The 22,615-nt window shown below is 63.9% G+C and carries 20 protein-coding genes; 16 read left to right on the top strand and 4 right to left on the bottom strand.

What is annotated here, in order from left to right; translation table 11 throughout:
• Positions 1 to 226: 226 nt before the first annotated feature.
• A complete protein-coding gene (locus CAG29_RS10850; protein WP_085632055.1) occupies positions 227 to 1,858 on the top strand; it encodes a Na+/H+ antiporter in 1,632 nt (543 codons plus the stop codon).
• 27 nt (positions 1,859 to 1,885) lie between these two features.
• Here the strand turns inward: CAG29_RS10850 and CAG29_RS10845 are convergent, their stop codons facing one another.
• From CAG29_RS10845 to map, 4 genes are all read right to left on the bottom strand, one after another.
• Positions 1,886 to 2,632 carry a peptidase M12 gene (locus CAG29_RS10845; RefSeq protein ID WP_085694409.1) on the bottom strand — a complete coding sequence of 249 codons (747 nt, stop codon included), beginning with the start codon at positions 2,630 to 2,632 and terminating at the stop codon, positions 1,886 to 1,888.
• Between the two features lie 155 nt (positions 2,633 to 2,787).
• Positions 2,788 to 3,987 carry a succinyldiaminopimelate transaminase gene (dapC, locus tag CAG29_RS10840; RefSeq protein ID WP_085694407.1) on the bottom strand — a complete coding sequence of 400 codons (1,200 nt, stop codon included), beginning with the start codon at positions 3,985 to 3,987 and terminating at the stop codon, positions 2,788 to 2,790.
• A 61-nt stretch (positions 3,988 to 4,048) separates the two neighbouring features.
• Positions 4,049 to 6,751, bottom strand: a complete 2,703-nt coding sequence (locus CAG29_RS10835) for a [protein-PII] uridylyltransferase (RefSeq protein WP_085694405.1) — start codon at positions 6,749 to 6,751, stop codon at positions 4,049 to 4,051.
• A 40-nt stretch (positions 6,752 to 6,791) separates the two neighbouring features.
• Positions 6,792 to 7,574, bottom strand: a complete 783-nt coding sequence (gene map / locus CAG29_RS10830; protein WP_085694403.1) for a type I methionyl aminopeptidase — start codon at positions 7,572 to 7,574, stop codon at positions 6,792 to 6,794.
• A 373-nt stretch (positions 7,575 to 7,947) separates the two neighbouring features.
• On the opposite strand from map, the gene rpsB reads away from it, so the two are divergent.
• From rpsB to rnhB, 15 genes are all read left to right on the top strand, one after another.
• Positions 7,948 to 8,685, top strand: coding sequence for a 30S ribosomal protein S2 (gene rpsB, locus CAG29_RS10825; protein WP_085581377.1), 738 nt, complete (start codon positions 7,948 to 7,950; stop codon positions 8,683 to 8,685).
• A gap of 205 nt (positions 8,686 to 8,890) precedes the next feature.
• Positions 8,891 to 9,754, top strand: a complete 864-nt coding sequence (gene tsf, locus CAG29_RS10820; RefSeq protein ID WP_085581379.1) for a translation elongation factor Ts — start codon at positions 8,891 to 8,893, stop codon at positions 9,752 to 9,754.
• Between the two features lie 212 nt (positions 9,755 to 9,966).
• A complete protein-coding gene (gene pyrH, locus CAG29_RS10815; protein ID WP_011332683.1) occupies positions 9,967 to 10,710 on the top strand; it encodes a UMP kinase in 744 nt (247 codons plus the stop codon).
• Positions 10,707 to 11,264: a ribosome recycling factor gene (frr, locus tag CAG29_RS10810; protein ID WP_085581381.1), complete on the top strand. Its 558-nt coding sequence runs from the start codon at positions 10,707 to 10,709 to the stop codon at positions 11,262 to 11,264. Before pyrH ends, frr begins: the two co-directional genes overlap by 4 nt.
• Before the next feature lie 17 nt (positions 11,265 to 11,281).
• The gene (gene uppS, locus CAG29_RS10805; RefSeq protein ID WP_085581383.1) at positions 11,282 to 12,037 is read left to right on the top strand and encodes a polyprenyl diphosphate synthase; all 756 of its coding nucleotides are present in this window, start codon (positions 11,282 to 11,284) and stop codon (positions 12,035 to 12,037) included.
• Positions 12,037 to 12,843: a phosphatidate cytidylyltransferase gene (locus CAG29_RS10800; RefSeq protein WP_085581385.1), complete on the top strand. Its 807-nt coding sequence runs from the start codon at positions 12,037 to 12,039 to the stop codon at positions 12,841 to 12,843. Before uppS ends, CAG29_RS10800 begins: the two co-directional genes overlap by 1 nt.
• Complete coding sequence (gene ispC, locus CAG29_RS10795) at positions 12,840 to 14,030, top strand: 1-deoxy-D-xylulose-5-phosphate reductoisomerase (RefSeq protein ID WP_085581387.1); 1,191 nt, start codon at positions 12,840 to 12,842, stop codon at positions 14,028 to 14,030. The genes CAG29_RS10800 and ispC overlap by 4 nt, the downstream gene beginning before the upstream one ends.
• Positions 14,031 to 14,083: 53 nt before the next feature.
• The gene (gene rseP, locus CAG29_RS10790; RefSeq protein WP_085581389.1) at positions 14,084 to 15,436 is read left to right on the top strand and encodes a sigma E protease regulator RseP; all 1,353 of its coding nucleotides are present in this window, start codon (positions 14,084 to 14,086) and stop codon (positions 15,434 to 15,436) included.
• Between the two features lie 74 nt (positions 15,437 to 15,510).
• A complete protein-coding gene (bamA, locus tag CAG29_RS10785; RefSeq protein WP_085694401.1) occupies positions 15,511 to 17,901 on the top strand; it encodes an outer membrane protein assembly factor BamA in 2,391 nt (796 codons plus the stop codon).
• A gap of 45 nt (positions 17,902 to 17,946) precedes the next feature.
• Entirely contained in the window at positions 17,947 to 18,450 is a 504-nt protein-coding gene (locus CAG29_RS10780) for an OmpH family outer membrane protein (protein ID WP_003222140.1), read from the top strand.
• A gap of 3 nt (positions 18,451 to 18,453) precedes the next feature.
• The gene (lpxD, locus tag CAG29_RS10775; protein ID WP_085581393.1) at positions 18,454 to 19,509 is read left to right on the top strand and encodes a UDP-3-O-(3-hydroxymyristoyl)glucosamine N-acyltransferase; all 1,056 of its coding nucleotides are present in this window, start codon (positions 18,454 to 18,456) and stop codon (positions 19,507 to 19,509) included.
• Between the two features lie 105 nt (positions 19,510 to 19,614).
• Complete coding sequence (gene fabZ / locus CAG29_RS10770) at positions 19,615 to 20,055, top strand: 3-hydroxyacyl-ACP dehydratase FabZ (RefSeq protein ID WP_085581395.1); 441 nt, start codon at positions 19,615 to 19,617, stop codon at positions 20,053 to 20,055.
• The gene (lpxA, locus tag CAG29_RS10765) at positions 20,052 to 20,828 is read left to right on the top strand and encodes an acyl-ACP--UDP-N-acetylglucosamine O-acyltransferase (RefSeq protein ID WP_085581397.1); all 777 of its coding nucleotides are present in this window, start codon (positions 20,052 to 20,054) and stop codon (positions 20,826 to 20,828) included. Before fabZ ends, lpxA begins: the two co-directional genes overlap by 4 nt.
• Before the next feature lie 2 nt (positions 20,829 to 20,830).
• The gene (lpxB, locus tag CAG29_RS10760) at positions 20,831 to 21,961 is read left to right on the top strand and encodes a lipid-A-disaccharide synthase (RefSeq protein ID WP_085581399.1); all 1,131 of its coding nucleotides are present in this window, start codon (positions 20,831 to 20,833) and stop codon (positions 21,959 to 21,961) included.
• A gap of 11 nt (positions 21,962 to 21,972) precedes the next feature.
• Positions 21,973 to 22,599, top strand: coding sequence for a ribonuclease HII (gene rnhB, locus CAG29_RS10755; RefSeq protein ID WP_085581759.1), 627 nt, complete (start codon positions 21,973 to 21,975; stop codon positions 22,597 to 22,599).
• Positions 22,600 to 22,615 lie beyond the last annotated feature (16 nt).

The following is a 22,615-nucleotide window of genomic DNA, read 5'->3' as shown; positions in this document are numbered from 1 at the left end:
TGCCATGACCGGACGGTATCGCGGCGGCCGTGGTCGATTTACTCGCCGGAATCTTGATCGGGCCTGTGGGGCCGCTGTCTGGTTTGGCCGGGTGAGGCCATCACCAGCAGGCTGGCGCCCGCAGAAGGGCCGATCGAGGCTGTGCGACATAGGTGCAACGGTCATCCGGAGCCTATGCGGCTAATATGGCAGTTCATCGCTGTCGATCGCCTGAGACATCCGCTTTATGCAAACCGCCTACACCGTCCTGATCCTGTTGATGCTGGTCAGCGTCTCGCGCCTGGTCGGACGGGTCGTCCCCTTGCCGCTGCCGCTGGTGCAGATCGCCGCCGGGGCCTTGCTGGCCTGGCCGACGCTGGGGCTGCATGTCGCCCTCGATCCTGAACTGTTCCTGTTCCTGTTTTTGCCGCCGCTGCTGTTTTCCGATGGCTGGCGCATGCCCAAGCGGGCGTTCTGGCACTTGCGCGGCCCGATCCTGACGCTGGCGGTGGGGCTGGTGCTGTTCACCGTCGTCGGGGCGGGCTACTTCATCCATTGGCTGCTGCCGGACATCCCGTTGCCGGTGGCCTTCGCCCTGGCGGCCGTGCTGTCGCCCACCGATGCGGTGGCGGTGTCCGCCATCTCCCAGAACCGCCTGCCGACTCCGTTGATGCACGTCCTGCAGGGCGAGGCGCTGATGAACGACGCCTCGGGCCTGGTGACGTTCAAGTTCGCCCTGGTGGCGGCGGTCACCGGCGCGTTTTCGCTGGCCGGCGCGAGCCTGACATTCGTGCTGGTGGCGGCGGGAGGCCTGCTGGTCGGCGTGGCGCTGAGCTGGCTGGTCGGCCGGCTGCGGGCGTGGATGATCGCCCGCGGCTGGGACGATCCGGCGACCCATGTGGTGTTCATGCTGCTGTTGCCGTTCGCCGCTTACGTGCTTGCCGAACGCCTGGGCGCTTCGGGCATCCTCTCGGCCGTCGCGGCCGGCATGATGCAGAGCTGGCTCGACCTGTTGCCGCGCCAAACCAGCACCCGGCTGCTCAACCGCAGCGTCTGGTCGCTGTTGGAGTTCGCCTTCAACGGCCTGATTTTCCTGCTGCTGGGCCTGCAGTTGCCGGACATCGTCAAGGCGGTGGTCAGCCATGAACCGACGTTGTGGCCCGCGTTGTTCTACCGTGGCCTCGAAGTGCTGGCGATCTTCCTGGCGCTGGTGCTGCTGCGCTTCGTCTGGGTGCAGAGCATCTGGCGCCTGTCTGTGCTGTTGCGCCGTCTGCGCGGCAAGGGCGACCTGACGCAGGTGCCGACGGCGCGTTCCTGCTGGCTGCTGACGGTGGGCGGGGTGCGCGGGGCGGTGACGTTGGCGGGTGTGATGTCGGTGCCGATGCTGATGGGCGCGCAAGCGTTTCCGGAGCGGGACTTGCTGATCTTCATCGCCGCCGGGGTGATCCTGCTGTCGCTGATTGCGGCCTGCATCGCGCTGCCGCTGCTGCTTCGGGGCGTCGAGAAGAGCCCGGACGACAAGCGCCGCCAGGAAGTCCGCGAGGCCTGGCGCAAGACCGCCGAGGCGGCGATCCATGCGCTGGAGACCGAAGAGGCCAACCCGCAGGACGCCGCCGAGGCCGCCCTGGCGGTGGAGCTCAAGGCACGGATCATGTCCGAGTACCGCCATCAGCTGGAGGTGTTCAACGATTCGGCCGAAGCCCAGGCGCTGGCTTTCCAGATGGATCTGCTGGAGCGTCGCCTGCGCCTGAAGGCGCTGCGGGCGCAGCGTCTGACGCTTTACAGCCTGAGCCGTCACCACCAGATCGGTGATGACGTGCTGCGAGAAGTGCTGGCGGACCTTGATCTGAGCGAGGCGAACCTGGGGCAGGTCAAGTGAGCGGAGGCCCCGGCAAGGGCCGGGTGCTCAGCGGGTTTGCCGGGGCTGCTTCGGGTACATCAGCCGCATCATCTTCTTGTCCTTTTTGCTGATCTTGCGGTTGATCGGGTTTTCCCAGTCCCCCAGCGTCAGTTCGTTCGAGACCGGGTGATGCATGATTGACCGGCGGTCGTAGTCAGTGTGGATCGCCACCGGCGTGCTGAAGGTTTTGAACAGGTTCAGGTCGACCTGCTTGCGGGTCAGCGGGTTCATCTCGCGGTTCTGGTAAAACGCGTACACCTTGGGTTTGTCCCAGGGGATTTTGGCCTGCAGATGCAGGTGTTCGTGCATCGCGCCCAGGGCATGGCCGAACTCATGGGTGACGATCACGTCGAAGTCCGGATGGTCGGGCGTCACGCCCAGGTTCATGGTGGGCCAGTCGGGATGGACGAGCAGCGCGTCGGTGCCGAGCATCGAGCTGTTGTTGTTCTTCTTCGTCGCGATGCGGATATCGCCCTTTACGCCTTCGACGAAATCGAACGTCAGGTTGATGTACGGCAGCCAGCGGCTGGCGGCGCTGATGATTCTCTGTTTGCGCTCGGGGTCGGGCGCGTCGATGAAGGCGATCGTCAGGGTTCGGCCGTTGGCCCAGAGTTTCGAATAGTCGATCAGCGAACGCTTGCGGCGTCCGCCGCTGGCGGTGCCGGCGTTGGCGGGGTTTTCGTTGATGGCGGTGTCATGGGCGGCCTGGTCGTCCGGCCATTGCACGAGCCTGCAATCCTGCAATTGATTCATGGGGGCTTCATCCTTGAAGTGGAGGGGGCGATGCGCAAATCGATGCGCGGGGCAAGAGTAACCCGCCTTCCTGCACTAAAAGGTGTCCGCGCCGTGCGCAGGTGTTTCCCGATATGAAAAGTCACCGTGCCAGCATGGCTGGCACGGTGTCGGGCTCACTGTCGACGGGTGATGAACGCGCGGATCCGTTCGGCGGCCTCGACGCACTCCGCCAGCGGTGCCACCAGCGCCATGCGCACACGGCCGGCCCCAGGGTTGACGCCGTCGACGTCGCGGGACAGGTACGAACCCGGCACCACGGTCACGTGCTCCTGTTCGAACAGGTCGCGGCAGAACGCCGCGTCGTCGCCGTTCACGTTCGGCCACAGGTAGAAGCTGCCGTCGGGGCGCTGCACGTCCATCACCGGGCTGAGGATCGCCAGCACGGCGTCGAACTTCTCGCGGTACAGCGCACGGTTGGCGCGCACGTGCACTTCGTCGTTCCAGGCGGCGACGCTGGCCAGTTGGGTCTGCACCGGCATCGCGCAGCCGTGGTAGGTGCGGTACAGCAGGAAGCCCTTGAGGACGTCGGCGTCCCCGGCGACGAAGCCCGAGCGCAGCCCCGGCAGGTTCGAGCGCTTGGACAGGCTGTGGAACACCACGCAGCGCTTGAAGTCCTTGCGGCCCAGCTCGGCGCAGGCGGTCAGCAGGCCCGGCGGCGGGGTCTGTTCGTCGAAGTACAGTTCGCTGTAGCACTCGTCGGCGGCGATCACGAAATCATGCTCGTCAGCCAGGGCGATCAGTTTTTTGAGGGTGTCGAGGGGGATCAGCGCGCCGGTCGGGTTGCCCGGCGAGCACAGGAACAGAATCTGGCAGCGTTTCCAGATGTCCGGCGACACCGCGTCGAAGTCCGGGTTGAAGCCGTTTTCGTCCAGGCACGGCAGGTAGTGCGGCTTGGCCCCGGCCAGGAACGCCGCGCCTTCGTAGATCTGGTAGAACGGGTTCGGGCTGACCACCAGCGCGTCGTCACCGCGGTTGACCACGGTCTGGGTGAAGGCGAACAGCGCCTCGCGGGTGCCGTTGACCGGCAGCACGTTGCGCGCCGGGTCGATCCAGCCGCCCGGCACGTTGAAGCGGCGTTCGCACCAGGCGGCGATGGCTTCGCGCAGGGCCGGGATGCCGAGGGTGGTCGGGTACACCGCCATCTGCTCCAGGTTGCTGGCCAGCGCCTCGGCGACAAAGCTCGGCGAGCGGTGTTTCGGCTCGCCGATCGACAGGGCGATCGGGCGCTTGTCCGGGTTCGGCGTGACGCTGCCGAGCAAGGCGCGGAGCTTTTCGAACGGGTAGGGCTGCAACTGGTTCAGGGCGTTGTTCATGAAGGGTCTCGTGCTGTGCGGGAGCGGGCGAGCCCGCTCCCGCAAGGGGAAAATAGTCGGGTCAGATGCTGATGCGCGACAGCTTGATGTCGGGCTCCTGGTTGACGCTCAGTTGCTCGACGATCGCATCCTGCAATCGGCTGCACAGCAGCGGGTCGGACAACGGCTGGTTGTGCGCGTCGGTGATGAAGAACACGTCTTCCACCCGCTCGCCCAGGGTGGCGATCTTGGCGTTCTGCAGCGACAGGTCGAACTCCAGGAAAATCCCGCCGACCCGCGCCAGCAGGCCCGGCCGGTCCGGTGCCGTGAGCTCCAGCACCGTCACCGGACGCTGGGCGTCGTTGTGGATCGTCACCTGCGGCGCAAACGCGAAATGCTTGAGCTGGCGCGGCACCCGGCGCTGGATGATCGTCGGGTAGTCGTCAGGGTTGCGCAGGGCCTCCGTCAGCCCGTCGCGGATCTGCTTGACCCGCAGCGGGTTGTCGCCGATCGAGTCGCCGTCGGTGTCGAGCACGATGTAGGTGTCGAGGGTGAACTGGCTGCTGGAGGTGATGATCCGGGCGTCGTGGATGTTCAGGTTGAGCTGATCCATCGCCGCCACCGTCACGGCGAAGAAGTCGTGCTGGTCCGGCGCATAGATGAAGATCTGCGTGCCGCCTTCGAACTCGCGCTGGGTGGTCTCCTTGATCAGCACCAGCGGGCCGCCGTCGGCCGGTTGCTGGAGGATCGCGTCGCTGTGCCAGGCCACGTCGCCGGCGGTGTGGCGCAGGAAGTAGTCGTCGCCCAGCTGCGCCCACAATTGCTCGACGTCGTCCGGGTCGGTGCCGCCGCGCACCAGGATGTCCAGCGCGGCGCTCTGGGTCTGGCGGATCTGCTCCTCGCGATCCACCGGGTTTTCCAGGCCGCGGCGCAGCGCACGCTTGGTTTCGGTGTAGAGCTGGCGCAGCAGGCTGGCGCGCCAGGAGTTCCACAGGGTCGGGTTGGTGGCGTTGATGTCGGCCACGGTCAGCACGTAGAGATAGTCCAGGCGGGTCTCGTCGCCGACGGTCTGGGCGAAGTCGTGGATCACCTGCGGGTCGGACAGGTCCTTGCGCTGGGCGGTGGTGGACATCACCAGGTGGTTCTGCACCAGCCACACGATCAGGCGGGTGTCCCAGACCGGCAACTGGTGGCGCTGGCAGAAGGCCTCGGCGTCCACGGCGCCGATCTCGGAGTGGTCGCCGTGGCGGCCCTTGCCGATGTCGTGGTACAGGCCGGCCAGGTAGATCAGTTCGGGCTTGGGCAGCTTGCCCATGAGCTTGCTGGCCAGCGGGAATTTTTCCGACACCTGGGTGTACTGCAGTTTGCGCAGGTGCTTGATCAGGTTCAGCGTGTGGGCGTCCACGGTGTAGATGTGGAACAGGTCGTGCTGCATCTGCCCGACGATGAAGCCGAACTCCGGCAGGTAGCGCCCGAGGATGCCGTAGCGGTTCATCCGGCGCAGGTTGCGGTGGATGCCGATCTTGCACTTGAACAGCTCGATGAACAGGCTGGTGTTGCGGATGTCGTTGCGGAAATTGTCGTCGATCAGGTGCCGGTGTTCGCGCAGCAGGCGGATGGTGTCGGCCCGCACGCCCTTGATTTCCGGCTGCTGGGCCATCAGCACGAAGATCTCGAGCATGGCGAACGGCGTGCGGCGGAACACGTTTTCGCTGCGGGCCTCGATGTAGCCGTCGTGCAGCTGGAACCGTGCGTTGATCGGCTGCGGCGGGGCTTCGTCCTCCGGCGCGAGGATGACTTCCTCGAAGTGCTGGATGATCAGGTCGCTGAGCTGGGCGATGCTCATCACCACGCGGAAATACTGCTGCATGAAGTTTTCGACGGCTTGCTTGGCGTCGTCGCCTTCAAAACCCAGCAGCGTGGCGATCGAGCGCTGATGGTCGAACAGCAGGCGATCCTCGGCGCGGCCGGCCAGCATGTGCAGGGCATAGCGCACCTTCCAGAGGAACTCCTGGGACGAGGCGAGCAGGGCGTTTTCGCTCTCCACCAGAAAGCCTTCGCCGGCCAGCGCCCGCAGGTTCAGGGTGCCGTACTGGCGCCGGGCGACCCAGAGGATCGTCTGGATGTCCCGCAGCCCGCCGGGCGAGCCTTTGACGTTGGGCTCCAGGTTGTACTCGGTGTCGTTGTACTTGTGGTGGCGGGCCTTCTGCTCGGCGCGCTTGGCCAGGAAGAACTCCTTGCTCGGCCACATGTGGGCGGTGCTGGTGACGTCCAGCATCCGCTGGCGCAGGCGCTCGGGGCCGCAGATGGTGCGGCTTTCCATCAGGTTGGTGACGACCGTGAGGTCGGCGCGGGCCTCTTCGGCGCATTCGTCCACCGAGCGCACGCTCTGGCCGACCTCCAGGCCGATGTCCCAGAGCAGGGTCAGGAAACGCTCGATGGAGTCGCGGAAGATCTCATGGTCGGCGCTGTCCAGCAGGATCAGCAGATCGATGTCGGAATAGGGGTGCAGCTCACCGCGGCCGTAGCCGCCGACCGCCACCAGCGCGATGTCGGCGTCGTCGCTCCAGTTGAACTGCTCCCAGGCCTTTTGCAGGATGTTGTCGACGAACCAGGCGCGGTCTTCGATCAGCCGGCGGATGTCGCGGCCGTTGCGAAAACGCGTGTCGAGCACCTCGTGGGCCTGGCGGATGGCCTTCTTGAATGCCGCGATGGGACTCGCTTTCAGGGCCAGTTCAGCCTGGAACTGGCCGCGGTCGAAGAGTTCGGGATCCACCTGCGGCATCGGTTGGCTTTCCTTCTATAGGCTGGGAGCGGTGTCTGGGTCAGGCCGATACGCGCGGGATCGTGTCGTCGCTGCGCAGGGTGAAGATCTCGTAGCCGGTTTCGGTGACCAGCAGGGTGTGTTCCCACTGCGCCGAGAGCTTGCGGTCCTTGGTGATGGCGGTCCAGCCGTCGCCCAGCACCTTGGTGTCGGCCTTGCCCTGGTTGATCATCGGCTCGATGGTAAAGGTCATGCCGGCCTGCAGCTCCATGCCGGTGCCGGCGCGGCCGTAGTGCAGGATCTGCGGCTCTTCATGGAACACCTTGCCGATGCCGTGGCCGCAGAACTCGCGCACCACCGAGAAGCCGTTCTTCTCGGCGTGCTTCTGGATGATTTCGCCGATGTCGCCGAGGCGGCAGCCGGGCTTGACGATCTCGATCGCCTTGTACATGCATTCCTGGGTGACCAGGGACAGGCGTTCGGCCCAGACCGGCACGGTGCCGACGTGGAACATGCGGCTGGTGTCGCCGTGGTAGCCGTCCTTGATCACCGTGACGTCGATGTTCAGGGTGTCGCCGTTCTTCAGCGGCTTGTCGTTGGGGATGCCGTGGCAGACCACGTGGTTGATCGAGGTGCAGATCGACTTCGGGTAGCCCTTGTAGTTGAGCGGGGCGGGGATGGCCTGCTGCACGTTGACGATGTAGTCGTGGCAGATCTGGTTCAGCTCATCGGTGGTGATGCCCGGCTTTACGTGTTCGGCGATCATTTCCAGCACGTCGGCGGCCAGTTTGCCGGCGACACGCATGCCAGCGATGTCCTCGGGGGTTTTGAGGTTGACGGTCATACAGGCTCTCTCTGCGCCCGGCGGCGCTTGCAGATACGGATAGGACGGCAGGCGTTCAGGCTGCGGCCCTGAAAAACGCGATTCTAACAGACGAAAGGCGCAAATCCGCGTCTGTGTGCATCGCGTCCGTCCGTACAATGCCGTGCCAGGGCGGATCCGCGGCGCGCTTCCCTCATGTCCCTGATGCGAATGCAGATTCCGGGTTCCGTTTGCGCCCTCCTTGTGATATAAAATGCGCCGCTTTCCGGGGATAGCCCCGAAAGCATTAACCCACACACGTGTCGACACGATGACCTGGGTGCCCTTGATCCTCGGATCGGCGGTTGGTCATTGGGATGCGTGGAGGCCCAACCCGACTTATCAAGGAACTATCATGTCCCAAGTCAACATGCGCGATATGCTGAAGGCCGGTGTGCACTTCGGTCACCAAACCCGTTACTGGAACCCGAAAATGGGCAAGTACATTTTCGGCGCGCGCAACAAGATCCACATCATCAACCTTGAAAAAACCCTGCCGATGTTCAACGAAGCACTGACCTTCGTAGAGCGCCTGGCCCAGGGCAAAAACAAGATTCTGTTCGTCGGCACCAAGCGTTCCGCCGGCAAGATCGTCGCCGAGCAAGCAGCACGCTGCGGCTCGCCGTACGTCGATCACCGCTGGTTGGGCGGCATGCTGACCAACTTCAAGACCATCCGTGCTTCCATCAAGCGTCTGCGTGACCTCGAAGTTCAAGCCGAAGACGGCACCTTCGCCAAGCTGACCAAGAAAGAAGCGCTGATGCGCACCCGTGACCTCGAGAAGCTGGATCGCTCCCTGGGCGGCATCAAGGACATGGGCGGCCTGCCGGACGCTCTGTTCGTGATCGACGTCGACCACGAGCGCATCGCGATCACCGAAGCCAACAAGCTGGGCATCCCGGTCATCGGCGTAGTCGATACCAACAGCAGCCCGGAAGGCGTTGACTACATCATCCCAGGCAACGACGACGCCATCCGCGCGATCGAGCTGTACATGGGTTCGATGGCTGACGCCGTTATCCGTGGCCGCAACAACGTTGCTGGCGGCACCGAAGTCTTCGCTGAAGAAGCTCCGGCGGCTGCAGCTGAGTAATTGACGCCCTGGCGTTGACTCAGTAAGCAAAAAGGGGGCTTGGCCCCCTTTTTGCCACCTCGAAAACCATTTGTCGGCGCCCGCTTGTGGCAGCGCCCGCCCTGCATCTGTAACGTGCAGCGGCTATACAAGGTGGTTCGGGAAGAATTGAACGCCCGTTCAGTCGGGTGGAATGGTTGAAAACCTATCCAAGAGGAATTTGAAAATGGCAGCAATTACTGCAGCGTTGGTCAAAGAACTGCGCGAGCGCACCGGCGAAGGCATGATGGATTGCAAGAAAGCCCTGGAAAAGGCTGGCGGCGACATCGAGAAAGCCATTGATGACATGCGTGCTTCGGGCGCCATCAAGGCTGCCAAGAAAGCAGGCAACATCGCTGCCGAAGGCGCCATCGCCGTGAAGACCGACGGTAAATCCGCCGTTCTGCTGGAAGTGAACTCGCAGACCGACTTCCTGGCCCTGCAGGACGACTTCAAGAACTTCGTCGCCGAAAGCCTGGAAGAAGCCTTCGCCCAGAAGCTGACCGACGCCGCTCCGCTGATCGCATCCCGTGAAGCCGCCCGTGAAGCCCTGGTCGCCAAGTGCGGCGAAAACGTCAACATCCGTCGCCTGGCGCGCGTTGAGGGTGACGTTGTCGGTGCTTACCTGCACGGCAACAAGATCGGCGCTACCGTCGTTCTGAAAGGCGGCGACATCGAACTGGCCAAGAACATCGCCATGCACGTTGCCGCTTCGAACCCAGAGTTCCTGCTGCCGTCGGAAGTGTCGGCCGAAGCCATCGAACGCGAAAAAGGCGTTTTCCTGCAGCTGAACGCCGACAAGATCGCGGGCAAGCCGGAAAACATCGTCGAGAACATGATCAAAGGTCGTATCTCGAAGTTCCTGGCCGAAGCCTCGCTGGTCGAGCAAGCGTTCGTCATGAACCCGGAAGTCAAGGTCGGCGAACTGGCCAAGAAAGCCGGCGCTGAAATCGTTTCCTTCACCTACTTCAAAGTGGGCGAAGGCATCGAGAAGCCAGTCGACAACTTCGCTGAAGAAGTTGCCGCACAAGTGGCTGCCGCCAAGCAGTAAGACGGTTTTTCAACTGTCGCCCGAAAGAGGCTGCCCGCTCACGCGCGCAGCCTCTTTTCAGATACGGTGACCGATTTTTTAATTGGTTTCCGCTTGGAACTGACTTACAAAGCCATGTTCCGATGGCGCTGAAGCAGCGCCAAGCTAGAGTGAAGCGCCAGCTGCAAACAGCTCGCAAAGAATTTTTAAATACGCCGCAGGAGAGATTCGCAATGGCTCAGCAGGGCAGTGGTTATCAGGCTCGCTATAAACGCATTCTACTCAAGCTCAGCGGCGAGGCCCTGATGGGCTCGGAAGAGTTCGGGATCGACCCGAAGGTGCTGGACCGCATGGCGCTGGAAGTCGGCCAGCTGGTCGGCATCGGTGTTCAGGTCGGTCTGGTGATCGGCGGCGGCAACCTGTTCCGCGGCGAAGCCCTGAGCAAGGCCGGCATGGACCGCGTCACGGGCGACCACATGGGCATGCTGGCCACTGTGATGAACGCCCTGGCCATGCGCGATGCGCTGGAACGTGCCAATATCTCGGCCATCGTGATGTCCGCCATTTCCATGGTCGGCGTGACCGATCATTATGATCGCCGCAAGGCCATGCGCCACCTGAACTCCAAGGATGTCGTGATTTTCGCCGCCGGCACCGGCAATCCGTTCTTCACCACGGATTCGGCAGCCTGCCTGCGAGCCATCGAAATCGACGCCGACGTCGTGCTCAAGGCGACCAAGGTCGATGGCGTCTACACCGCAGACCCGTTCAAAGACCCGCATGCCGAGAAGTTCGATCATCTGACCTACGATGAAGTGCTGGATCGCAAGCTGGGTGTGATGGATCTGACGGCCATTTGCCTGTGCCGCGACCACAAGATGCCGCTGCGTGTATTCAACATGAACAAGCCCGGCGCCCTGCTGAACATCGTGCATGGCGGCGCCGAAGGAACCCTGATCGAGGAAGTTCAACAATGATCAACGAAATCAAGAAAGACGCCCAGGCGCGCATGCAGAAGTCCCTGGAGTCCCTGGCGCACGCGTTCGGCCAGATCCGCACCGGCAAGGCCCACCCGAGCATCCTGGGCAGCGTGATGGTGCCTTACTACGGCGCCGACACCCCGCTGAGCGGTGTGGCCAACGTGACCGTGAAGGACAGCCAGACCCTGCAGGTGGTGCCGTTCGAGCGCAACATGCTCGGCGCCATCGACAAGGCCATCGGCAGCGCCGGCCTCAACCTCAACCCGACCAACCTTGGCGAGTTGCTGCTGATCAAGATGGCGCCGCTGACCGAAGAGACCCGCAAGGGCTTCACCAAGCAGGCGCGCGCCGCGGCCGAAGATGCCCGCGTCGCCGTGCGCAACATCCGTCGTGACGCCCTGGGCGAGCTGAAGAAGCTGTCCAAGGACAAGGAAATCAGCGAAGACGAAGAGCGTCGCGCCGGTGCCGACATCGACAAGCTGATCAAGGACTTCGAAGGTCAGATCGCCAAGGCGACCGAAGAAAAAGAAAAGGATCTGATGGCCGTATAAAGGGTCAGGACGCCTTCATGGAAAAGACCAAGCAGACTGCGCCGTCCGCGGTGCCGCGCCATGTCGCGATCATCATGGATGGCAACAACCGCTGGGCGAAGAAACGCTTCATGCCCGGCGTCGCCGGGCACAAGGCGGGCGTGGATGCCGTGCGTGCGGTGATAGAAGTGTGCGCCGAGGCCAAGGTCGAGGTGCTGACGCTGTTTGCCTTCTCCAGCGAGAACTGGCAGCGCCCGGCCGATGAGGTCAGCGCCTTGATGGATCTGTTCTTCAAGGCGTTGCGTCGTGAGGCCAAGCGCCTCAACGACAACAACATCAGCCTGCGCATCATCGGCGACCGTTCGCGCTTCCACCCTGAGCTTCAGGCGGCGATGCGCGAAGCCGAGGCGATGACCGCCGGCGCCAACCGCTTTGTCCTGCAGATCGCCGCCAACTACGGCGGCCAGTGGGACATCGCGCAGGCTGCGCAGCGTCTTGCCCGTGAGGTGCAGGCCGGTCACCTGCGGCCGGACGACATCACGCCGGACCTGTTGCAGGCGTGCCTGGCCACCGGCGACCTGCCGTTGCCGGACCTGTGCATCCGCACCGGCGGCGAACACCGCATCAGCAACTTCCTGCTCTGGCAGCTCGCTTACGCCGAGCTGTATTTCTCCGACCTGTTCTGGCCGGACTTCAAACACGATGCCATGCGCAACGCGCTGGCCGATTTCGCTTCGCGCCAGCGCCGCTTCGGTAAAACGAGCGAGCAGGTCGAAGCCGGAGCCCGGGTTTAATGCTTAAACAACGAATCATCACCGCACTGATCTTGCTGCCGATCGCGTTGGGCGGTTTCTTTCTGCTCGAAGGATCCGGTTTTGCGTTGTTCATCGGGCTGGTCGTGAGTCTCGGCGCGTGGGAATGGGCGCGTCTGGCGGGCTTCGGCGCGCAGTCGTTCCGCGTAGGCTACGCCGCCGTGGTGGCGTTGATGCTGTTCGTCATGTACATCCTGCCCGGCCTTGCGCCCTGGGTGCTCGGCGCTTCGGTGCTGTGGTGGGCGGTGGCCACGTATCTGGTGCTGACCTACCCGCAATCCAGCGGGCATTGGGCCAGCGCGGCGTGCAAGCTGGTCATCGGCTTCCTGATCCTGCTGCCCGCCTGGCAAGGGCTGGTGCAGATCAAGCAGTACCCGCTGGGCAACTGGCTGATCATGGCGGTGATGGTGCTGGTGTGGGGCGCCGACATCGGCGCCTACTTCTCCGGCCGGGCCTTCGGCAAGCGCAAGCTGGCGCCGCAGGTCAGCCCGGGCAAGAGTTGGGAGGGCGTCTACGGCGGCCTCGCCTTGAGCCTGGCGATCACCGTGCTGGTCGGCTTCGTGCGCGACTGGACCGTGGCGCAGCTGTTCAAGGGCTTGATCGGGGCGGCCGTGATCGTGTTCGTTTCGGTGGTGGGCGACCTCACCGAAAGCATGTTCAAGCGCCAGTCCGGCATCAAGGACAGCAGTAACCTGCTGCCGGGGCACGGCGGTGTCCTGGACCGCATCGACAGCCTGACCGCAGCGATCCCGCTGTTCGCCGTGATGCTGTGGATGGCCGCACCGTGAGCCGGCCGCAGCAGATCACCGTACTGGGGGCGACCGGTTCCATCGGTCTGAGCACCCTGGATGTCATCGCGCGCCATCCTGACCGTTACCGGGCGTTCGCCTTGAGTGGGTTCAGCCGCCTGAGCGAGCTGCTCGCCCTGTGCGTGCGTCATGTACCGCAATTCGCGGTCGTGCCTGAGGCTCAGGCTGCGCGCCACCTGCAGGACGACCTGCGCGCCGCCGGCCTGCCGACCCGCGTGCTGGTGGGGGAGGAGGGGCTGTGCCAGGTGGCTGCAGCTCCCGAAGTGGACGCCGTGATGGCGGCGATCGTCGGCGCGGCCGGGCTGCGCCCGACCCTGGCGGCCGTCGAGGCGGGCAAGAAAATCCTGCTGGCAAACAAGGAGGCGCTGGTGATGTCCGGCGCCTTGTTCATGCAGGCGGTGCGCAAGAGCGGTTCGGCGCTGCTGCCGATCGACAGCGAGCACAATGCTATTTTCCAATGCATGCCGCAGGACTTCTCCCGCGGATTGAGCCATGTCGGTGTCCGTCGGATTCTTCTGACGGCCTCCGGCGGCCCTTTCCGGCAGACGCCGATGGCTGACTTGGCGCATGTTTCACCTGAGCAGGCGTGTGCCCACCCGAACTGGTCCATGGGGCGCAAGATTTCGGTGGATTCGGCCAGCATGATGAACAAGGGCCTAGAGCTGATCGAAGCCTGCTGGCTGTTCGATGCCAAGCCCTCCCAGGTCGAGGTGGTCATCCATCCGCAGAGCGTGATCCATTCGCTGGTCGATTATGTGGACGGTTCCGTGTTGGCGCAGTTGGGCAACCCGGACATGCGCACGCCGATCGCCAACGCACTGGCCTGGCCCGAGCGGATCGATTCGGGCGTGGCGCCGCTGGACCTGTTCGCGGTGGCGCGCCTGGACTTCGAGGCACCGGACGAGCAGCGCTTCCCTTGCCTGCGCCTGGCGCGCCAGGCGGCGGAAGCCGGCGACAGCGCCCCGGCGATGCTGAATGCGGCCAACGAAGTGGCGGTCGCGGCGTTTCTCGACGGACGGGTTCGCTACCTGGAAATCGCGAGTATCATCGAAGAAGTCTTGAATCTTCAGCCCGTGGTGGCGCTGGATGACCTGGACGCGGTATTCACGGCGGACGCGAAGGCACGGGCACTGGCCGGCCAATGGCTGAGCCGCCACGGCCGTTAGGCTGCGCCGTACTTGGCTTCACGCGGCACTGGACAGGAATGCGGAGAAAGTAGATGAGCGCGCTCTATATGATTGCCGGCACCCTGATCGCCCTCGGTGTGCTGGTCACCTTCCACGAGTTCGGCCACTTCTGGGTCGCGCGCCGCTGCGGCGTCAAGGTGCTGCGTTTTTCCGTCGGCTTCGGCATGCCCCTGCTGCGCTGGCACGACCGGCACGGCACGGAGTTCGTGGTGGCGGCCATTCCGCTGGGCGGTTACGTCAAGATGCTCGACGAGCGTGAAGGCGAGGTGCCGGCCGATCAGCTGCATCAGTCGTTCAACCGCAAGACCGTCCGTCAGCGCATCGCCATCGTCGCCGCCGGCCCGGTCGCCAACTTTCTCCTCGCTCTGGTGTTCTTCTGGGTGTTGGCCATGCTCGGCAGCGAGCAGGTGCGCCCGGTCATCGGCGCGGTCGAGTCCGGCAGCATGGCGGCCAAGGCCGGCCTGAGCCCCGGCCAGGAAATCATCGCCATCGACGGCGAACCGACGTCCGGCTGGGCGGCGGTCAATCTGCAGCTGGTGCGTCGTCTGGGCGAGAGCGGTTCCCTGCAGGTGATGGTGCGTGATCAGGGCTCCACGGCGGACTCGCCTCGCGAGCTGGCCTTGGACCACTGGCTCAAGGGCGCGGACGAACCTGACCCGATCCGTTCGCTGGGCATCCGCCCATGGCGCCCGGCGTTGCCGCCGGTGCTCGCCGAACTCGATCCGAAAGGCCCGGCCCAGGCGGCGGGGCTGAAGACCGGCGACCGCCTGTTGGCGCTCGACGGCCAGGCGCTGGACGACTGGCAGCAAGTGGTCGACACCGTCCGTACCCGCCCTGACGCTAAAGTCCTGCTGCGCATCGAGCGCGATGGTGCCCGGATCGACGTTCCGGTCACGCTGGCGGCCCGGGGCGAAAGCAAGTCGCCGAGCGGCTATCTGGGGGCAGGGGTGAAGGCGGTCGACTGGCCGCCGGAAATGATCCGTGAGGTCAGTTTCGGGCCGTTGGCGGCGATCGGCGAGGGTGCCCGCCGCACTTGGGCGATGAGTGTCCTGACGCTGGATTCCCTGAAGAAAATGCTCTTCGGCGAGCTCTCGGTAAAAAACTTGAGCGGACCGATAACCATTGCTAAAGTGGCGGGCGCTTCTGCCCAGTCGGGCGTTGCCGATTTCCTGAATTTCCTTGCTTATCTGAGTATTAGCCTGGGTGTTCTGAATTTGCTGCCCATTCCCGTACTGGATGGGGGGCATCTGTTGTTTTATCTGATCGAGTGGGCGCGTGGTCGCCCCTTGTCGGAGCGGGTACAAGGTTGGGGGATACAGATCGGTATCAGTTTGGTGGTTGGAGTGATGCTGCTCGCTCTGGTCAACGATCTGGGTCGTCTGTAACGCTTCGTTGAATTGCGAATCTGCCGCATTTTGCGGCAGTTTCTTTATTGCCAGTTGGAATAAGAAAGGACTTCATGAAACGTCTGCTGCTAACTGCGGTTCTCACCGTATTGATGATCGCCGAAGTTCACGCCGAGTCCTTCACTATCTCTGATATTCGTGTCAACGGCCTCCAGCGGGTTTCCGCAGGTAGCGTCTTTGGCGCGTTGCCGTTGAACGTCGGCGATCAGGCGGACGACCGTCGTCTGGTTGAGTCCACTCGTGCGCTGTTCAAAACCGGTTTCTTTCAAGATATCCAGCTGGGCCGCGAAGGCAACGTACTGGTGATCACGGTCGTCGAGCGTCCGTCCGTCGCCAGCATCGAGATCGAAGGCAACAAGGCGATCTCCACCGAAGACCTGATGAAAGGCCTCAAGCAGTCCGGCCTGGCCGAAGGCGAGATCTTCCAGCGCGCCACCCTCGAAGGCGTGCGCAACGAGCTGCAGCGTCAGTACGTCGCCCAGGGCCGCTACTCGGCGACCGTCGACACCGAAGTGGTGTCGCAGCCGCGCAACCGCGTCGGCCTGAAGGTGAAGATCAACGAAGGCACCGTGGCTGCCATCCAGCACATCAACGTGGTCGGCAACACCGTTTTCCCCGAGGAAGACCTGGTCGACCTGTTCGAGCTGAAAACCACCAACTGGCTGTCCTTCTTCAAGAACGACGACAAGTACGCCCGCGAAAAGCTCTCCGGTGACCTGGAGCGTCTGCGTTCCTACTACCTGGACCGCGGCTACATCAACATGGACATCGCTTCGACCCAGGTGTCCATCACCCCGGACAAGAAGCACGTCTACATCACCGTCAACGTGACCGAAGGCGAGAAGTACACCGTTCGCGACGTCAAGCTGAGCGGCGACCTGAAAGTGCCTGAAGACCAGGTCAAGTCCCTGCTGCTGGTGCAGAAGGGCCAGGTGTTCTCGCGCAAGCTGATGACCACCACTTCCGAGCTGATCACCCGCCGTCTGGGCAACGAAGGCTACACCTTCGCCAACGTCAACGGCGTGCCTCAGCCCCATGACGACGATCACACCGTCGACATCCTGTTCGCCGTCGATCCGGGCAAGCGCGCCTACGTCAACCGCATCAACTTCCGTGGCAACACCAAGTCCGAGGACGAAGTGCTGCGCCGCGAAATGCGCCAGATGGAAGGCGGCTGGGCTTCGACCTACCTGATCGACCAGTCCAAGACCCGTCTGGAGCGCCTGGGCTTCTTCAAGGAAGTCAACGTCGAGACGCCGGCCGTGCCGGGCGTCGACGACCAGGTCGACGTGAACTACAGCGTCGAGGAGCAGGCTTCCGGTTCGATCACCGCCAGTGTGGGCTTCGCCCAGAGCGCCGGTCTGATCCTGGGCGGCTCCATCACCCAGAACAACTTCCTCGGTACCGGTAACCGCGTCAGCGTGGGCCTGACCCGCAGCGAATACCAGAGCCGCTACAACTTCGGCTACGTCGATCCCTACTGGACCGCCGACGGCGTGAGCCTGGGCTACAACGCCTTCTACCGCACCACCGACTACAAAGACCTCGACGTCGATGTGGCGAGCTATGCGGTGGACAGCCTGGGCGCCGGTGTGAACGTCGGCTACCCGATCAGCGAAACCTCGCGCCTGACCTTCGGCCTGTCGGCCCAGCAGGACAAGATCAAGACCGGTCAGTACACCGTCGACGAAATCTTCGACTTCGTGAACCGTGAAGGCGACAACTACCTGAACTTCAAGGCGTCGGCCGGCTGGTCCGAGTCGACCCTGAACAAGGGCGTGCTGCCGACCCGCGGCCGTTCCCAGAGCCTGACCCTGGAAGCCACCATTCCAGGCAGCGACCTGTCGTTCTACAAGCTCGACTACCGCGGCCAGCTGTTCGCGCCGCTCAGCGAAAACTACACGCTGCGCCTGCACACCGAACTGGGCTACGGCGACGGCTACGGTTCCACCGACGGCTTGCCGTTCTATGAAAACTACTATGCTGGTGGTTTCAACTCGGTTCGTGGCTTCAAGGACAGCACGCTGGGCCCGCGCAGTACGCCTAGCCGCGGTCAGGGCACGACGGGCAACGTCGGTACGATCAACGACCCGGACCAGGATCCGCTGCCGTTCGGCGGCAACGTCCTGATCCAGGGTGGTGTGGAAGTCCTGTTCCCGCTGCCGTTCGTCAAGGATCAACGCTCCCTGCGCACTTCCGTGTTCTGGGACGTGGGTAACGTGTTTGACTCCAAGTGCGAGCAGACTCTCAACACCAACGGTGTCACGAAGTCCAACACGCAGTGCAACGACGTGAGCCTGAGCAACATGGCCAGTTCCGTCGGTGTCGGCGTGACCTGGGTGACCGCACTGGGCCCATTGAGCTTCGCGTTGGCCACGCCGGTGAAGAAACCGGATAACGCTGAAACCCAAGTGTTCCAATTCTCCCTCGGTCAGACGTTCTAAGCGTCTGACCCAAGATAACGACAATGGATTTTGTAGGAGTGCATCGTGCGTAAGTTGACTCAATTGGTTCTCCTGGCCTCCGTACTGGTGGCAGGCCCGGCATTTGCCGACATGAAGATCGCCGTCCTGAACTATCAGATGGCCCTGCTGGAATCCGACGCGGCCAAGAAGTACGCCGTGGACGCCGAGAAGAAGTTCGGCCCGCAGCTGACCAAGCTCAAGACCCTGGAAAGCAGCGCCAAGGGCATCCAGGACCGCCTGATGGCTGGCGGCGACAAGATGCAGCAAGGCGAGCGCGAGCGTCTGGAGCTGGAATTCAAGCAAAAGGCCCGTGATTTCCAGTTCCAGTCCAAGGAATTGAACGAAGCCAAGGCCGTCGCCGACCGCGAGATGCTCAAGCAACTGAAGCCGAAGCTGGACAGCGCCGTGGAAGAAGTCATCAAGAAAGGTGGTTTTGACCTGGTGTTCGAGCGTGGCGCGGTCATCGACGTCAAACCTCAGTACGACATCACGCGCCAGGTCATCGAGCGCATGAACCAGCTGAAGTAACCCATGACCGTGACCATCAAGCTCGGCCAGTTGGCCGAGTTCCTCGGCGCCACCCTGCGTGGCGACCCGGAGAAGCAAATCACTGGGCTGGCCACCTTGCAGGAGGCCGGCCCAGCTCAATTGAGCTTCCTGGCCAATCCCCAATACCGCAAGTACCTCGCCGGCTCGCAGGCCGCAGCGCTGCTGCTCAAGGCCGCGGACGCCGAAGCGTTCGCCGGCGATGCGCTGGTGGTGCCGGATCCGTACCTGGCCTATGCCCGCCTGTCCCACCTGTTCGACCCGAAACCGAAAGCCGCCGCCGGGATCCATCCGACGGCCGTGATCGCGGCGGACGCGGTGGTCGATCCGAGCGCCAGCATCGGCCCCTTCGCGGTCGTCGAGTCGGGTGCCCGGATCGGTGCCGGCGTGACCCTCGGCGCGCATTGCGTGGTCGGCGCGCGCAGCGAGATCGGTGAAGGCGGCTGGCTCGCCCCGCGCGTGACGCTGTACCACGACGTGCGCATCGGCAAACGGGTGGTCATCCAGTCCGGTGCGGTGCTCGGCGGCGAGGGCTTCGGCTTCGCCAACGAGAAAGGCGTCTGGCAAAAGATCGCCCAGATCGGCGGCGTCACCGTCGGCGACGATGTGGAGATCGGCGTGAACACGGCCATCGACCGCGGCGCCCTGGCCGATACCGTGATCGGCAACGGCGTCAAGCTCGACAACCAGATCCAGATCGCCCACAACGTCCAGGTCGGCGACCACACCGCCATGGCGGCTTGCGTCGGCATCTCCGGCAGCACCAAGATCGGCAAGCATTGCATGCTGGCCGGCGGCGTCGGCTTGGTCGGGCACATCGACATCTGCGACAACGTTTTCCTGACCGGCATGACCATGGTCACCCACTCGATCACCGAGCCGGGTGCCTATTCGTCCGGCACAGCCATGCAACCGGCGGCCGAATGGCGCAAGAGCGCGGCCCGCATCCGGCAGCTCGATGACCTCGCGCGCCGCTTGAAACAGCTGGAAAAGCGCGTGGGGGAAGTGACCCCCGACGGTAATGCTTCATCAGATGGCTGATACCGCTTCCATATCAATCGCAGGCAGCCACCCGGCTGTCTGCTTGATCTGCTAGAGGCGTGCGCCACGTCGCACTCCCAATCTTTACATAGGCTTCCCCCCGAAATGATGGACATCAACGAGATTCGCGAATACCTGCCTCACCGTTACCCGTTCCTGCTGGTGGACCGGGTGGTGGATCTGGACACTGAAGGCAAGCGCATTCGCGCCTACAAGAATGTCAGCATCAACGAGCCGTTCTTCAATGGCCACTTCCCGGCGCATCCGATCATGCCGGGCGTGCTGATCATCGAAGCGATGGCCCAGGCTGCCGGGATCCTCGGTTTCAAAATGCTGGACGTCAAACCGGCCGACGGCACCCTCTACTACTTCGTCGGTTCCGACAAGCTGCGCTTCCGTCAGCCTGTGCTGCCGGGTGATCAGCTGATCCTCGAAGCCAAGTTCATCAGCTGCAAGCGCCAGATCTGGAAGTTCGACTGCCAGGCCTCTGTCGACGGCAAGCCGGTCTGCTCGGCGGAAATCATCTGCGCGGAACGCAAGCTATGAGTTTGATCGACCCTCGCGCAATCATCGACCCGACAGCCGTCCTGGCTGAAGGGGTCGAGGTCGGCCCGTGGTCGATCGTCGGCGCAGGTGTGGAAATCGGCGAGGGTACGGTGATCGGGCCTCATGTGGTCCTCAAGGGCCCGACCCGCATCGGCAAGCACAACCGGATCTACCAGTTTTCCTCGGTCGGCGAGGATACGCCGGACCTCAAGTACAAGGGTGAAGAGACCCGCCTCGTGATCGGTGACCACAACGTCATCCGCGAAGGCGTGACGATTCACCGCGGCACGGTGCAGGACCGCTCGGAAACCACGCTGGGCGACCACAACCTGATCATGGCCTATGCCCACATCGGCCATGACAGCGTGATCGGCAACCACTGCATCCTGGTCAACAACACCGCGCTGGCCGGCCATGTGCACGTCGACGACTGGGCGATCCTGTCCGGCTTCACGCTGGTGCACCAGTATTGCCACATCGGCGCGCACAGCTTCTCCGGCATGGGCACCGCGATCGGCAAGGACGTCCCGGCGTTCGTCACCGTGTTCGGCAACCCGGCCGAAGCGCGCAGCATGAACTTCGAAGGCATGCGTCGCCGCGGCTTCAGCGAGGATGCCATCCACGCTCTGCGCCGTGCCTACAAAACGGTGTACCGCCAGGGGCTGACCGTCGAGCAGGCACTGGCCGAACTGGCCGAACCTGCGGCCCAGTTCCCTGAAGTCGCCTTGTTCCGCGACTCCATCCAGTCATCGAACCGCGGCATCACCCGCTGACCATGGCCAATCTGCGTATTGCGCTGGTGGCGGGCGAGGCTTCCGGCGACATTCTGGGCGCCGGCCTGATGCGTGCCCTCAAGGCCCGGCATCCGACGGCGGAGTTCATCGGCGTCGGCGGGCCGCTGATGCAGGCCGAAGGGCTGACCTCCGACTTTCCCATGGAGCGTCTGTCGGTCATGGGGCTGGTGGAGGTGCTCGGTCGGCTGCGCGAGCTGCTCAAGCGGCGCAAGCACCTGATCGAGACCCTGATCGAGCGCAAGCCGGACGTGTTCATCGGCATCGACGCCCCGGACTTCAACCTCAACATCGAACTCAAGCTGCGTCAGGCCGGGATCAAGACCGTGCACTACGTCAGCCCGTCGGTGTGGGCGTGGCGGCAGAAGCGCGTGCTGAAGATCCGCGAAGGCTGCGACCTGATGCTCACGCTGTTCCCGTTCGAAGCGAAATTCTACGAAGAGAAGGGCGTGCCGGTGCGGTTCGTCGGCCACTCGCTGGCCGACGCCATTCCGTTGCAGGCCGATCGTGGGGCGGCGCGGGCCGAGCTGGGCTTGCCCGACGGGCCGCTGGTCGCCCTGATGCCGGGCAGCCGCGGCGGCGAGGTCGGGCGCCTCGGCGCGCTGTTCCTCGACACCGCCCAGCGGCTGCGGGCCTTGCGCCCTGGCGTGCGTTTCGTGTTGCCCTGCGCCAGCCCCGAGCGGCGGGTGCAGATCGAAGCGCTGCTGGCCGGCCGCGACCTGCCGGTGACCCTGCTCGACGGCAAGTCCCACCTGGCCCTCGCCGCCTGCGACGCGGTGCTGATCGCTTCCGGCACGGCGACGCTGGAGGCGCTGCTGTACAAGCGGCCGATGGTGGTGGCCTACCGGTTGGCGCCGCTGACGTTCTGGATCCTCAAGCGCATGGTCAAGAGCCCTTACGTGTCCCTGCCGAACCTGCTGGCCCAGCGCCTTCTGGTGCCTGAGCTGCTGCAGGACGACGCGACGGTCGAGGCCCTGGCCCAGACGCTTTCCCCGCTGATCGACGGCGGCGAGGAACAGACCCGCGGCTTCGACGAGATCCACCGCACCCTGCGGCTGGACGCCTCCAACCAGGCCGCCGACGCGGTGCTGAACCTGATCGGTCAATCACGATGAGCAAGACAAGCATGCAGATGGGCCTGGATTTCACCCTGGTCGCCGAAGTCGAAGAACTGGTGGCCGGTGTCGACGAGGTCGGCCGTGGCCCGTTGTGCGGCGCGGTGGTGACGGCGGCGGTGATCCTCGATCCTAACCGGCCGATCCAGGGCCTGAACGACTCGAAGAAGCTCACCGAAGCCAGGCGCGAGAAACTGTTCGACGAAATCAAGGAAAAGGCCCTGAGCTGGTGCATTGCCCGGGCCGAGGTCGAAGAGATCGACGAACTGAACATCCTCCATGCCACCATGCTGGCCATGCAGCGGGCCGTCGCCGGCCTGCACATCCAGCCGAAGCTGGCGATGATCGACGGCAACCGTTGCCCGAAACTGCCGATGCGTTCCGAAGCGGTGGTCAAGGGCGACAGCAAGGTGCCGGCCATCGCGGCGGCCTCGATCCTGGCCAAGGTCAGCCGCGACCGCGAGATGGCGGCGTTCGAGCTGACCTACCCGGGCTACGGCATCGGCGGCCACAAGGGCTATCCGACGCCCGTTCATCTGGAAGCGTTGGTGCGCCTGGGGCCGACGCCGATCCACCGGCGTTCGTTCGCGCCGGTGCGTCAGGCCTACGAGGCGCTGGAAGGCCTGGCGCCGGTTTAGGCCCATGGCTGATGTT

This window comes from Pseudomonas sp. B7(2017) (assembly GCF_002112745.1).
Lineage (GTDB): Bacteria > Pseudomonadota > Gammaproteobacteria > Pseudomonadales > Pseudomonadaceae > Aquipseudomonas > Aquipseudomonas ekonensis.
This window is presented reverse-complemented; position numbering and strand designations above follow the sequence as displayed.